Annotated in this window: 13 protein-coding genes; 1 reads left to right on the plus strand and 12 read right to left on the minus strand. The window is 45.0% G+C overall.

Going from position 1 to position 13,205, the window contains the following annotated elements; all coding sequences use genetic code 11:
• Positions 1–60 precede the first annotated feature (60 nt).
• Complete coding sequence (locus MKY28_RS17580; protein ID WP_340937961.1) at positions 61–1,440, minus strand: ABC transporter substrate-binding protein; 1,380 nt, start codon at positions 1,438–1,440, stop codon at positions 61–63.
• Between the two features lie 693 nt (positions 1,441–2,133).
• On the opposite strand from MKY28_RS17580, the gene MKY28_RS17585 reads away from it, so the two are divergent.
• Entirely contained in the window at positions 2,134–3,171 is a 1,038-nt protein-coding gene (locus MKY28_RS17585) for a LacI family DNA-binding transcriptional regulator (protein WP_017689723.1), read from the plus strand.
• A gap of 118 nt (positions 3,172–3,289) precedes the next feature.
• Here the strand turns inward: MKY28_RS17585 and MKY28_RS17590 are convergent, their stop codons facing one another.
• The 11 genes from MKY28_RS17590 to MKY28_RS17640 form a co-directional block, all read right to left on the minus strand.
• Positions 3,290–4,468 carry a DUF4272 domain-containing protein gene (locus MKY28_RS17590; RefSeq protein WP_340936487.1) on the minus strand — a complete coding sequence of 393 codons (1,179 nt, stop codon included), beginning with the start codon at positions 4,466–4,468 and terminating at the stop codon, positions 3,290–3,292.
• 21 nt (positions 4,469–4,489) lie between these two features.
• The gene (locus tag MKY28_RS17595) at positions 4,490–5,710 is read right to left on the minus strand and encodes an RtcB family protein (RefSeq protein WP_340936488.1); all 1,221 of its coding nucleotides are present in this window, start codon (positions 5,708–5,710) and stop codon (positions 4,490–4,492) included.
• A 178-nt stretch (positions 5,711–5,888) separates the two neighbouring features.
• Positions 5,889–6,311 carry a hypothetical protein gene (locus tag MKY28_RS17600; RefSeq protein ID WP_243391476.1) on the minus strand — a complete coding sequence of 141 codons (423 nt, stop codon included), beginning with the start codon at positions 6,309–6,311 and terminating at the stop codon, positions 5,889–5,891.
• Positions 6,312–6,419: 108 nt separating this feature from the next.
• On the minus strand, positions 6,420–6,854 hold the full coding sequence (locus tag MKY28_RS17605; protein ID WP_074094238.1) for a GNAT family N-acetyltransferase: 435 nt from the start codon (positions 6,852–6,854) through the stop codon (positions 6,420–6,422).
• A gap of 39 nt (positions 6,855–6,893) precedes the next feature.
• Positions 6,894–7,319 carry a GNAT family N-acetyltransferase gene (locus MKY28_RS17610; RefSeq protein ID WP_340936489.1) on the minus strand — a complete coding sequence of 142 codons (426 nt, stop codon included), beginning with the start codon at positions 7,317–7,319 and terminating at the stop codon, positions 6,894–6,896.
• 16 nt (positions 7,320–7,335) lie between these two features.
• Positions 7,336–7,866 (minus strand): CDP-diacylglycerol--glycerol-3-phosphate 3-phosphatidyltransferase, encoded by a 531-nt coding sequence (gene pgsA / locus MKY28_RS17615; RefSeq protein ID WP_315373376.1) that lies wholly within the window; start codon positions 7,864–7,866, stop codon positions 7,336–7,338.
• Positions 7,866–8,435, minus strand: coding sequence for a ClbS/DfsB family four-helix bundle protein (locus tag MKY28_RS17620; RefSeq protein ID WP_340936490.1), 570 nt, complete (start codon positions 8,433–8,435; stop codon positions 7,866–7,868). Before MKY28_RS17620 ends, pgsA begins: the two co-directional genes overlap by 1 nt.
• A 174-nt stretch (positions 8,436–8,609) precedes the next feature.
• On the minus strand, positions 8,610–10,535 hold the full coding sequence (locus MKY28_RS17625; RefSeq protein ID WP_340936491.1) for an ABC transporter permease: 1,926 nt from the start codon (positions 10,533–10,535) through the stop codon (positions 8,610–8,612).
• Positions 10,532–11,287: an ABC transporter ATP-binding protein gene (locus MKY28_RS17630; protein WP_127544580.1), complete on the minus strand. Its 756-nt coding sequence runs from the start codon at positions 11,285–11,287 to the stop codon at positions 10,532–10,534. The genes MKY28_RS17625 and MKY28_RS17630 overlap by 4 nt, the downstream gene beginning before the upstream one ends.
• Positions 11,288–11,403: 116 nt before the next feature.
• The gene (locus tag MKY28_RS17635) at positions 11,404–12,408 is read right to left on the minus strand and encodes a sensor histidine kinase (protein ID WP_340936492.1); all 1,005 of its coding nucleotides are present in this window, start codon (positions 12,406–12,408) and stop codon (positions 11,404–11,406) included.
• A complete protein-coding gene (locus MKY28_RS17640) occupies positions 12,405–13,094 on the minus strand; it encodes a response regulator transcription factor (RefSeq protein WP_036610298.1) in 690 nt (229 codons plus the stop codon). Before MKY28_RS17640 ends, MKY28_RS17635 begins: the two co-directional genes overlap by 4 nt.
• Positions 13,095–13,205 lie beyond the last annotated feature (111 nt).

Consider the following 13,205-nt stretch of genomic DNA (forward strand, 5'->3'; position numbering starts at 1 on the left):
TCCGTGCAACATTGCCGACACGAGCCCCCTGCCTGAATCGTTTGCTGGTGATAAGTGTTGTTATTGTTTGCCGAGTTTATCAATGGCGGCTTGTGCCTGTGCTTTGTATTTCTCGGCTGTTGCTGTCACGGAAGCATTGTTTTTGATGATATCGTTCACATAATCCCCGAATGGGTATCCCGTGTAGGCATCATCCAGCAAAATACGGCCCGTTCCGGCAATGTGCTCGCGAATGATCGCAATATCCTTCTCGTCGGTATAACGACTCTCCAGATAATCTTGACCTGGATACTCTTCAATCTGCGGGATGTCAAAAGTCTCTTCATAGATTTGGTAGACGATCTTTGGATCTTCCACACCTTTAGGAATGAACTTCGCTGATGCTGCGTTGTTTGCATACGTTACCTCTTTGCTACCCTGTGGCCCGTTCGGAATCGGCACAACACCAACCGCAAAGGTGAGATCGCCCAACTGCCATTCAGCAGCAGTGAAAAGAGCTACATCTCCATCTTTGAACGTATTGCTTTCCTCCCAATTGGTTTTGTCGCCGGTTTTGACCTTCACGACATTTTCCACGTTATACAGGCGTTTGACAAATTCGGCAGCTTCAATCGTTTTCGGATCGGACAATCCTTCTTTGCTATTGGTATCATCCACGATCGTTCCACCATTGGCTGCGGTAAAATGACGAACGACATCAAGCGCCCAGCCAGAAAATCCGTATACGTCAGTTTTGCCGTCGTTATTGGTATCTTTGGTTGCCTGTTTGGCGAGTTCCAAGAATTTATCCCAGTTCCATTCACCTTGGTTATACAGTTCCTGCGGATCAGGTAATGACAGTTTTTTGAACAAGTCACGGTTATAGTGAAGTCCCAGACCGATGCTGGTTGGAGATTCGAAGGCATATTCGTTGCCTGCAATGGCAGGAAATTTTGCAATCAGGTTAGCCTCTTGGTTGATGTTGTTCTCAGGTGTAGTGAATTCGGAGATGGGCAATAGTTGCCCTTTGAGGATGGCGGGTAGTGCGGATTTGTACTCCATCTGAACGATGTCGGCGAACGGTTCGCCAGCCAGTGCAGACGTTGTGAATTTGTTCATGTATTCTTCAAAAGGTACGTTAACAAACTCCAGTTTTACGTTGTATTTCTTCTCGACCTCTGCAATTTTATCAAGTCTGGCCTTATCGGAGGCCGTCTCTCCCGCCGGTTTCAAGTCCCACCAGGCCGCGACCTTGATGACACGTCCACCCAGATCAGGAACATTAACCACAGCTTCTTCCGCTTCGCCCTCTTTCTCTGTCTCAGCGACCTCGGTGCTGTTACCTGAGTTCGTTGTTCCCTCTGCTTCGGTCCCCGTCTGCGCTGTCCCCCCACCACTGCAAGCGGATACAAAAAGCATCACGGCCAATAACATCAGAGGCAGAACATTCCATCTTCTCATCATGATTTTAACAACCTCCCCGAATGTGTATACCAATCATGGTTCACCCTAAATCATTAACCCCATTCATCAACCAATCGAAAATAAACAACCACCACCATTTGTTATTTTCTTGTTTGTTTTTGACAAACAAAATTTAACACAGCAAAATGTAAGCGTCAACATTTTTATTGTTAACATTTTCTTATTTCTCTGATAAAATGCTGATTAAGCTGTAATATTCCTGTATCACAGCTTATTCAATATCCTGGACTCTAAGTACAAACATATTAAACCATGATTCTAACTTTGTTTATTTTGTTATTTTTATAAAATAACAAAATAATAATTTAGCAGACAAAATTCGTCATTCTATCTGAAAATATGCTTACCGTCACGTTGAACGTTCATCCTAAAATACTGTGCATCACTAACATTTTGAATTCTCTGTCCGTTATTAGATTAAGAGAAATACATCATGTTATACTAGGGCGTGTCTTAAATCTCACTTAAGGGCATCTTTCACCGCCTTTTCGCCCCCTGCTGCGTCACTTTCTCTTGACGTACCCCGGTACGCCTGCGAAAAAGTTCCTGGCCTGGAACGAAAATTCGGCAAAATCTGCTCCTTTCGGAGTTATAAGATACGCCCCGGGATCAGTTGGATATCGCTCCAAATAAGGAATACGGCAGAACTACGAGTGTAAGGATGGTATGATGAAGACAAAGGTAACAATTCAGGAGATTGCACATTTTACGGGTTTGTCGAAATTCGCGGTGTCACGAGCTTTGTCTGGAAAATCGGGAGTTAGCGATCAAACGAGGGATGTCATTCTCAAGGCCGCTGGCAAACTTGGATATTTCAAAGATAACAGCATGTTGTCTGGTGAACTGTATAACAGCCATGAACTTCAGGAACCAAAGAACACACGTTCAAGCGGAACGATCTTGATTTTGTTCCCCAATGTTCGGTACCAAAATCAAGACTCCGTATACTGGGGACCCGTCTTTAACGGGATCTCTTCCAAGCTGAACCAAAAAGGGATTAATATTCTGACCTTAACGGAACCCTCAGCAGATCAGCTATTTACCCTACTCAACCCGGATGCCATTCGAGGGATCATTACCGTTGGCTCTATCTCGACCCCGATTCTGCTTGAAATCAAGCGTCTTAGTATTCCGGTTGTAATGGTGGATCATCTGGACCCTGTTTTTCACAGTGACAGCATATTCACCGATAACTTCGCATCCATGCGGGAGATCATGCTCTATTTGCTCCGCAAGGGTTTCAAAACATTCCAGTTCGTTGGCAATATCGGGGATGCTCATAGCTTCTATGAACGCTGGATTGCATACACTTCTGTGCTTATGGGTCATGGGATGGAAATACATCAGATTCCCGAGCTGAGTAATCAGGCATTGGATGAGTTCCGCCAGACGTTCACTTCGGTGATCAGTGAGGATAACCTGCCTGAAGTGTTTGTATGTGCGAATGATTTCTATGGGCTATACACCATAGAAGCCCTTGAGAGTATGGGTATTCGTGTACCCGATCAGTGTGTTGTCACGGGATTTGATAATCTATACGACAATATCCCATTACTTGCCACAGTTAATGTGAACAAGGAGTTACTCGGTGCGCGTGCAGTGGATCAGATGTTATGGCGCATTGCGAATCCAGAGAGCAATGTCGAGAAAAAGTTGATTCTTGCTGATGTCATTATTCGTGAACAGTTTGGCAGACATAGTGGGTAATATGGCAGAATATCAAATACCCTTTAACCGTATTTGTGCGGCTAAAGGGGTATTTGCATTGTTGTATGTTGTGTAATGTTTATTGTTTATTTACAATAGGCCGTCACATCATCCCGTTCTACGTATCTGTACGCACATCATCCCACGCCAGATCCAGATAACAGATCAGCCAGTTCAATGCACGGTGACGTTCATAAGCCACTCCACCATTCAGGCCAGCGGGAGGTGTTTTGTCATTCACCCGACTATCCACGCACACCCAGTTATAACGGTAGATCAGATCTGCTTCATCCAGAATCTCGCTTTTGTTACGCAGAGATGCATCGGAGAGAAAGTCGGTAAAACTATCCTTCTGCTGCAAATAACCGACATCCTTCCCTACGTTACATAACTCCGTTGGTGCACCTAGTTCCTTCACATAACCAAGCGCCCACAACATTACGTGGTACGCTTCATATCCCCAAGAGAAGGAGATAATCTCCTGCTGCTCTGCTCCGTGCTGGTCGATAAACCTCTTCTCTGCGGGTGAGAAAAAGGATTCAGCCTCATACTTGTCGATCACTTCCTGAACCAGTGCTGCGGTATCATCCGCACTTTCGCCGGCTCCCAGACACTCACCCTTAAGCGCGGCAAGACATAGGGCAACCGCACGACGCGCGACTTCCTCTTTACTCCGAATCGTGGTGTGCTCGTCTCCGGCCCTTACGGGCAAGTTCGCATTATACGGAATGCCTTGTTCAGTCAACAGTTGCTCTGACCGCGCTTTACGTTGAATGCCCGACTCCGACTGCGGTCTGTTACCGTCAAGGAAACTGGTGTGCGCTGTCACCGTGTAATCCTCCACCTCAGATTCTCCATTCACATCCAGCAATAGCTGACCTTGTGCATTCAGCAGAGATCCACCTCCCCAGAAGATAACAGCATCCAGCGCATCAGCCAACCGTAATAACTCGCCGAAGAATTCTTCCGAGATATCCTCTTCCGTCTCAATACCAACCACCATGTTCAATGTGGAACATTTGATCAATACCTTTTCCTGGAGCGAAGCATTGCGCCCTTTAATCTGACCCAAAAATCCAAGCATCCCCTGAATCATTGTCGTAAATTCCTCAGGATGTGTCTGGCTGGTCATGATATTAAAGCCTTTGGTTTTCTTACTGAGCCATTTTTTCTGAGTCACTTGAATATGGGTCTTATCTTCCCGGCGTTCAATCGTACCCTCAGGATAAATGGATTGAATCAATTCAAACAGCTGATCTAGGTCAAACTGAGAGCTATATATCGCACAATTCCTCATGAAGTTCACCCTCTTTTCTAACTAATCCTTGTATGGATCGAATTCATTACCTCCGGCCATGGCGACACCAACGGGACGCAGTACATGGTTGATCTTCAACGTATTCGCATGTGCGTTCAGTACGTCTTGTAGCTTCTTGTACACATACGGACTTTCGTCTGTGCCCGCTCCCCGCAGCTCCACGCCATAGGCACGAATCGCCTCATGCATCTGTGCTTCGCTAATCTCGCCGCCCATGCGTGTGCGCAGCTTGTAATTCATTTTGCCAGCCGCCTGGGTTCGGCTCATCGTGCGCCCTGCCCCATGTACGGTGCTGCGGAATGACTCGGTATTCTCCTCGCTGTGGATCCCCTCCACAATTACCGAGATATCACCCATACTGCCTCCAACAAAACCGAGTTGCCCGGGTGCCAGTGGCGTTGCACCTTTGCGGACCACAACTACCTCTTCACCCATGTGTTGTTCCTTCCAGGCAAAGTTATGATGGTTATGTACGGCGTATTCAGCACTTGTCCCCAGAATTCCGAGCACCTGTTCAATGACATAGTCGCGTCCTGCATAGGCGTATCGGCCCGCCAAAGTCATTGCGTCCCAATACATATCACCCATTTCGCTGTTCAGGTCAAACAACGTAGGCGGTTGATCCATCGATTCGCCAGGAGCTTTGCCACTGAACTGACGTCCTGCCGCAAGGTTAAGGAACCCACTCGCCACTTTATGACCGAACCCGCGGCTGCCAAAATGATTTGCAATCCACACCTTCCCCGTTGCCTCTTCTACAAAAATATCCACGAAATGATTGCCACTGCCTACGGTTCCGAGTTGGTTGCGTGCAAGTGTCTTCAGCTTATGTTGTAATCCCGGTTCAATGGTATCAAACAGCTTCCAGCTCGCGTCGTCGAACAGCTCATGATCCACGGGTGTTGGATTGTTACGACCCACGCCGAAAGAAATGGTCGAATTGATGTCATCCATGATCGTTACAATCTGATCCCGAATATCTTCCCACATCAGATTTGTACGCACAGCCTTATTGCCACAGGCAATATCATATCCGACACCTGACGGGCTGATCATATTCCGATAAGCGACAACACCACCGATGGGTTGCGAGTAACCTTTGTGATGGTCGGCCATCAGAGCCACACCCAATACATCTCCATATTGCGAGCAAGTCACCGCCTGACTTACGGCGTTCTCCAGCGGCTCCCCCCAGACTTTAATGTTATCTACGATACGCATGATTGTGTTAACCTCCTATGTACTTTTTTTTCAAAATACATCTTTTAATTCTATACTGTTGTTCTCATTAGTTTAACAAAGATCAGCGTGACTCGAAACGTCGTCTTCCTTCAGTTCACCATTATCTGCGCATTAAAAAAAGAGAGCTAGGCTCCCTTTTCTCACGGATGGTTCCTATTCACTTCTTGCTAATCTTAAACTTGAACGCCCAAGTCGCTGTGTTACCAGAATATCGGCCTCTGTTTTCGGTCACCACCACGGAAAGTGTCTTGTTGGTTGATTTGGAGAACGAAGATAGTTTGACGTTGGTGCTTTTACTCCCGTAATCGGGAATTTTGTCCTGTTCTTCGGCGATGGCCTCCAGTTTCAACGTACCCGTGGATTTCAGGTTTAAGGTGACTGACGAACCCTCTTCCAGATCTTTGCCGTTCACACTTGCTCCGATGGCCCACTCATTACCGACAGAGTTATTCTCGACAAGCTCTGCGCTCACCAGCGTCACGGTTACCTTTACCGTTTTGGCGGCAGCATAGGAGGTTGGGGAACATACGGCGAATACCAGGCTCAGAACCATGAAAACATTTGCCCATTTTTTGAACACAAGAGTGCCTCCCTCTTATTCGTTTCTTTTATTAAGACTATGCCTTATTCGCCGTGTTCCTTAAGTAATCCTTCCACTTGTGTAAGAAATTTTCACTTGAACTGTCTGTTAAAGATGCTTTCGGTAACCCTGAACCTTCTCATCCTTGAAACCTAACTTCTCATAAAATATATGTGCTTCCTTACGCTGATCGCCAGACACCAGAATCATGTAACCACAACCCATATCTTTTGCAATCCGCTCAATCTGGAGCATTAACCTCTGCCCAATGCCCTGCCTGCGTACCTGATCCGATACAATCACATTTTCCACAACCATGAACGGTTTGCATGGACCCACCAGATCCATACACTCAATTCCCATAACGGACCCAACCAGTTTGCCATTGTAAAATGCCCCAAGCACATGATAATGGCCATTCTGCTGTATGTAATGAAACATCTTTTTCATCTGCTGTTCATTGGTAGGCATTCCCATCAACTCATTGTATAGCTGGCTTAGTGCCGGTAAATCTTCAAGTTCGATTCCTTTAATGGTAACCATGATAACCCTCCTGATTTGTCCTATTTCGCATGCTTTGTCTTAAGTGAGGTCCTTTTTAAAATAATAATGACTGTGTCCAGTCGGTGCATTCTCGATCGTTGTGATCAATTGGTAGCCATGTTTCTTGTAAAATTCCGGTGCTTGATAGGAGAAGGTGTTCAACATGACAGAATCACAAGATTTCTCTCGCGCAATTCGCTCAACTTCAAGCAACAACTGTGAACCATATCCCCGATGCCGTTGTTCAGAATCCACCCAAAGAATATCAACCTCCAGCCAGTTCCAGCAAAGTGTGCTAAGCACACCTGCAACAATCTCGCCAGTCTCATTTTTGATATTGAAATTCAGTTCTTCGTACCGATGCCTTAATTCCTCACTCACATGTGCAGCATTAAATGCGATAAGTTGCTGGCGAACATACTCTGAATCTTGCTCGGTACTTGGGGTTATATTTCCTTTAGACATCTCCTAATTACTCCTTTTATCTCAACAGTTTATAATTTACGATAATGTAATTCATTCCGGATAAGAGAGTAACGCCTGTTGCAACCCATAGTAATGCCACATCCACTCTGATATCAGTCAACAAACTAAACGGAACATTATTCAACAAAATGGCAATGATCGCTGCCACCTGAAGCACCATTTTGATCTTACCATATCGATCCGCTGCAAGAGCAATGCCCTGTTCTGTCGCTACCATTCGCAATGCAGTAATGACAATTTCACGTCCTATAATGATTACAGCAATCCATGAACTGATCATATTCTCCTGAACCATCATGATCAGCGCTACCGCAATCAACAGTTTATCCGCCAGTGGATCAAGCAACTTTCCCAGATTCGTGATCTGATTATATTTTCTCGCCACATATCCATCTAATTTATCCGTACCTGCCGCTACTGCAAATATAATTAGTGCAATCATCACGCTTTGCTGATTGAGAAAACAGATCATAAACAATGGAATCAACGCGATTCTAGCCAACGTGATTTTATTTGCCAGATTCATTAGACACCCATTCTCCCCTCATCCATGTTGGCTAATTGACCTTTTTTCCATTTACGAATTCGGGTCCGAAAAGATTTAAAAGGGGCTACCGAATTAATCTGGATCCACTTCACCATAGCCCATCCGGGCTTGGTCCCCGTCCACTGTCTTATCCCTTGTACAAATAATTCCTCTTCGCTCAGCGAGTCAATCCAGTTCTGCCATTGTTGTTCTATCTCCCGAAACAAAGAGCGCAGCTCCTCCAGCGTACACCCTGAATACTTTTCGTAAAATGATTCATTTAATGACCCTAGTTGGTTCCATTTATATCCTGGGGCCGGCATATGACATTCATGTCCCAACTGTTCATTTCGCTCCCAATCCATCACCAGGTTCATCCATCCTAACTGGTACGCGATCATCTGGGCAGGCGTCTTATCTACACCTTCAACCCACTTATCTTTGTCGCTGTTATGGATGTCATTGAATTCACCCTCAAACAATTCATAGGTGCGTCGAATCGTCTCACTTAACTCTTTCTTCGAGGCAGATAGAACTCCAGGCAAGCTACTCCACTCCTCTCGTTTCACCGTTATACATGATCAGAAGCATGGACTCTATCATCATTTCGACTCAATTCCATAATCATCCTTTTTTTCATAAAGCTATATTTATTTCTGCAAGAAAAAAGGGCAGTCTGTAAACAATACAACTGCCCTTTACTCAACCTATTTTGCTATATCAGCATACTCGTGATCCCAATTCTACAAAGCTTCCTTAATCACCCGTTTATAGTACCACACAGACAACAGACCAAAGATCGAATATAACAATGTATAGACTATCATGACAATGACCGTAGGTGTCGCCAGCTCCGTACCAAAGAAAAACCAACCTGATTTCACGGCAAAGTAACTATGACTCAACCCCACCATAAGCGGAATACCAAAGTTAAACAACTGCTTGATCTGAATTCCACGCAACAGATTGCCTTGCGTAAATCCGAGTTTTCGCAGAATGGTATAATTCCCCTTCTCCTCTTCACTCTCGTTCATTTGTTTAAAGTACAGGATACATCCCGATGTAATCAAGAACGTCAAACCAAGGAAACCAACAATGAACATAATTAAGCCCATATTATTACGTTGGTTATTTCTGAACTCAATCTGAGAGAAGCTCGGTGCTTCCAACTGTAGCTCCTTATATACGGCATATGCCTCTTCAGCCTGCCCCTCATTCAGAATACGTACACCATAGTAATCCGCCCACTCGGATTTTTGCAACTCGGGATCGAGATCCTGCCGCAACTGCTGGTATACCGTTTCATCTACTACTGCTACAGGCGTGCCCCCAGAATAGTATCCAGGAAGAACCCCCTTTTGGGTGGTTCCGATCAGTTGTTGGTCTAGCGTTCGCTTCAATCCATGCAAGACAATTGGACCTGTCTCCTGAATGGAAATCAACTGCTGAATGGCTTTTCCGTATCCCATGAAGACCGCTTCGCCTGGTTGCAGATCAATGTTATCTACCATCTTGTCACTCAACACACTACTGAACAGGTACTTTTCCGTCATGGACTCATCCATCACTTTATGAGCATCAATTTCAATATAAATGGGCTGTCTATGCTTCTCTTCATATGGAATCTGTTTGTGTTCCAAATCCGTTACAAAGCGATTTTTCACATCAACCTGAGCAAAAGAGAAATCCTCCGGCAAGCTTTCTTTCGCCTGAGCCTCTGCGGAATAATACGAAATGTAACTGAGTGACAGCATGCCAATAGCAAGCGCCGATACGGTTGTAATAATTGTAAGCAGCAATGCATTGGACTTCATGCGGAACATGATTGAAGATAAAGACAACACCTCATAAATGGATAGGTATCCGTTTTTACTTTTGCGAATCAGATTAAAGATAAAACTTACCGAACCCTTATAGAACAGGTATGTCCCCAGTATGACCGAGAAAAGAATCAGGATCATCGTATACATCAACTGCTGCATATCCATTGCCTCACCGCTGAACAGCCGTGCAGACATGAAGTATCCATACACAATCAGAGCAATGCCCAAGACGCCAACAATCATCTGTCCGACAGACATCTTCTGCACCTGCTGCTCCGAAGTGGCCGACACCCGAAAGAGTGAGAGAATGCTCTGTCTCTTGATAAAAGTGTAGTTCATCAGCATGATGAGCAGATACATGATCGTAAAAACAATCACCGTTTGCATCAGTGCCATCGGAGAGAAGTACAGTTTCGTAATCGCATCCACACCGAGAATTTTGAACAATATCATCAATACCAGCTTGGACGCAAGAAACCCAATTAACACACCAATAGCCATGGAGCCAAAATAAAGAATACTATTCTCCGCACTTAAAATGCCAAAAATCCTGCCTTTTGTCAGTCCGATCAATTGAAATAATCCAATCTCTTTGCTGCGTCGCTTAATAAAAATTGTATTGGCATATAACAGAAAAATGCCGACAATAAAGATTAATAATACCGAAGATGCGCCTATAGCCGCCGCACCTTTTGTTGAAGCAGCCACCTCATCCATGGAAGGATCATACTGTAACGTCACAAAGGAAAAATACAAGGCCACACTGAACACAAGCGCAAATACATAGAGATAATAATTCTTCAGATTTTTTCTGAGATTGCGGAAGATAATATAATTCAAGCTCATTGCTGCACACCACCCAATACGCCCTGGGTTTTGATAATATCGTTGAAGAACGATTGCCGTGACTCGTCTCCTTTATTCAACTGGGTGTAGATCTGACCATCTCGAATAAAGATCACTCTGCTGCAATAACTTGCGGCAACCGGATCATGGGTAACCATAATAATAGTCGCTTTTCGTGTGCTGTTCATATCACTTAACTTGCCGAGCAGATCCGAAGCGGACTTGGAATCCAGCGCTCCTGTCGGCTCATCCGCAAAAATGATACTCGGCTCGTGGACAAATGCTCGTGCTGCCGAAGTCCGCTGCTTCTGACCCCCTGAAATCTCAGATGGATACTTGTCTTTCAACTCATAGATTCCCAGTTCACGTGCGATCTGTTCAAACTTCTGGTGTGCCTCCTGCTTTGGAATGCTCGTAATCGAGAGCGGTAATAATACATTTTCCTTCACCGTAAGGGTATCCAGCAGATTATATTCCTGAAAAATAAAGCCCAAATGATGTTTGCGGAACTCAGCCAGCTGTTTCTCCTTCATTCCGGTGAATTCCTTGCCCTCAATATCAATCGTGCCCTGGCTCACCCGATCGATGGAGGAAAGTACATTAAGCAGCGTTGTTTTACCCGAACCCGAAGGCCCCATAATACCAACAAACTCTCCCTTGCTTACCCCAAGATCTATTCCCTTCAGCACTTCCTGTTTATTTAATTTATTACCATAGACTTTATGAATTTTTTTGGCTTCCAGTATCCACATATCCCGCTCACTCCTCTTAGATCTTCTGCAAAATGCTCGTGTCTATATCATAATCGGGATGTGCAGTGTTATCGTGTGATTCACCGAACAAAACCAAAAAGCATGTGACATTGTTGTCACACGCCTGCAAGATGCACCATGTCGTTTTTTCGCGGAAAAGTAAGTGTGACGGTTGTGCCCTCGCCAAGAGAAGATTCTACATGAATGTTCACATGAAGCGTCTGGACCACCTGACGAACCAGATACAGCCCCATCCCGGTAGCCGCTCCATCCATTCTGCCTCGGGTAGACGTAAAACCTTTATCAAATATACGCGGCAGATCTTGAGTCTCAATCCCTCGCCCGTGATCCTGAATCATGAGTATAATGTGTCCATCCTGTTCCCGACTTTCAATGAGGATGTCCGATGAATCGCTATATTTCACCGCATTGCTCAACAACTGCCGGAGGATGAAGCCTAACCATTTGCTGTCTGTGAGCACGCGCGATACCATTAAAGACACATCAAAGCCAATGCCTTTGGAGATGCACCACGATTTCAGTGCTCGTATCTCGCTATTCAATACCGGTTCAAGTTCCGTCTCTTCGATGAACAGATCATTATGCATAAACGGAATACGCTTCTGGTGAAGCTGCTGATCCAGCAACTGATGAATTCGTAACCATTCATATGTCATTTGGCTCTGTAACTTGTCATCTGGCAAGCGCTCGATCATCAGTTGCAACGCTGTCAGTGGGGTCTTCACCTCATGAATCCAGGACAACATCTCGTCCTTCTCCTGTTCCAGAGCGATAAAATGATGTGACGACTCCTTACGATACCGCTGTGTCTGGGAACTGACGGCCTCATGTACAAGCTGCTCATAAGGACTTTCGGCGATATCAAGTTCTCCCAGATCATAGGTATGATCCCAGATGCTCAATTTTTTATAGAAACGGGTCTCTTTCAGGTATCTCGCCCAGATAAAAACAAGGCATACCACTACATTCAGTCCTACGATATACACCACAGATTGGAATGGAATGGACGAGTCCAGGTAGGCCACCAATAAAATAATAAGTTGCATGCTTACCAGTAGCCATAACCAACTAGCCCTTTCTCGTATGTACTTTCCGATCATGCTTCTGCCTCTTCCGTTGCCATGTACCCCTGACCTACTTTGGTTTCAATGTAACGCTCCAAGCCGATGGGTTCAAGTTTCTTCCGTAACCGATTAACGTTAACCGTCAGCGTATTGTCACTCACGAAATGCTCATGATCCCACAAGCTCCGTATGAGGTCCTCACGGGTAACAATCTGATTTTTGTGCTCCACCAGCACTTTAAGGATAAACATCTCATTTTTCGTTAACAGGACAGATTCATCCCCGCAGGTCAGTGTATTTTTCACATACTCAATAGTGGCACCACGCCAGGTTCGAAGTTCAATATGCTCTGTATTATAGTTATACACCCTCCGCAAAGTCGCTTGGATCTTGGCAATCAATACATCGAAATGAAAAGGCTTCTGGATAAAATCGTCTGCCCCCAAATGCATGGACATAACCATATCCGCAGGATGATCCCGTGAGGACAAAAAGATAATCGGCACATTGGAGTGCGAACGAATGATCCGGCACCAATGGAACCCGTCATATTGGGGTAACTGAATATCAATAATGACCAGTTGCGGCTGAATTACGCTGTACTCCTGCAATACCTTTCCAAAATCCTGCACACCATACACATCATACGACCATTGGGACAAACGTTCCTTGATTTCACTGAATAACGATTCGTCGTCTTCAATGAGCATAATTTTAAACAAGAGATTCACCACGTTTCTGATCTTCTAAGGTTGAGGTTGAATAAGGTAATTAGACTCCGTTGTTGCAGGATCACCTTTACCGTTACGAATCGTTCTTCCGATCGCTGATTC

The organism is Paenibacillus sp. FSL R5-0473 (assembly GCF_038004565.1).
Taxonomy (GTDB): domain Bacteria; phylum Bacillota; class Bacilli; order Paenibacillales; family Paenibacillaceae; genus Paenibacillus; species Paenibacillus amylolyticus.

Excerpts from the sequence above, each read along its gene's own strand:
- MKY28_RS17610 (WP_340936489.1), bottom strand. The coding sequence starts at position 7,319 with ATGTCTAAAGGAAATATAACCCCAAGTACCGAGCAAGATTCAGAGTAT.
- MKY28_RS17590 (WP_340936487.1), bottom strand. The coding sequence starts at position 4,468 with ATGAGGAATTGTGCGATATATAGCTCTCAGTTTGACCTAGATCAGCTG.
- MKY28_RS17625 (WP_340936491.1), bottom strand. The coding sequence starts at position 10,535 with ATGAGCTTGAATTATATTATCTTCCGCAATCTCAGAAAAAATCTGAAG.
- pgsA (WP_315373376.1), bottom strand. The coding sequence starts at position 7,866 with ATGAATCTGGCAAATAAAATCACGTTGGCTAGAATCGCGTTGATTCCA.
- MKY28_RS17635 (WP_340936492.1), bottom strand. The coding sequence starts at position 12,408 with ATGATCGGAAAGTACATACGAGAAAGGGCTAGTTGGTTATGGCTACTG.
- MKY28_RS17595 (WP_340936488.1), bottom strand. The coding sequence starts at position 5,710 with ATGCGTATCGTAGATAACATTAAAGTCTGGGGGGAGCCGCTGGAGAAC.
- MKY28_RS17605 (WP_074094238.1), bottom strand. The coding sequence starts at position 6,854 with ATGGTTACCATTAAAGGAATCGAACTTGAAGATTTACCGGCACTAAGC.
- MKY28_RS17630 (WP_127544580.1), bottom strand. The coding sequence starts at position 11,287 with ATGTGGATACTGGAAGCCAAAAAAATTCATAAAGTCTATGGTAATAAA.
- MKY28_RS17585 (WP_017689723.1), top strand. The coding sequence starts at position 2,134 with ATGAAGACAAAGGTAACAATTCAGGAGATTGCACATTTTACGGGTTTG.
- MKY28_RS17580 (WP_340937961.1), bottom strand. The coding sequence starts at position 1,440 with ATGAGAAGATGGAATGTTCTGCCTCTGATGTTATTGGCCGTGATGCTT.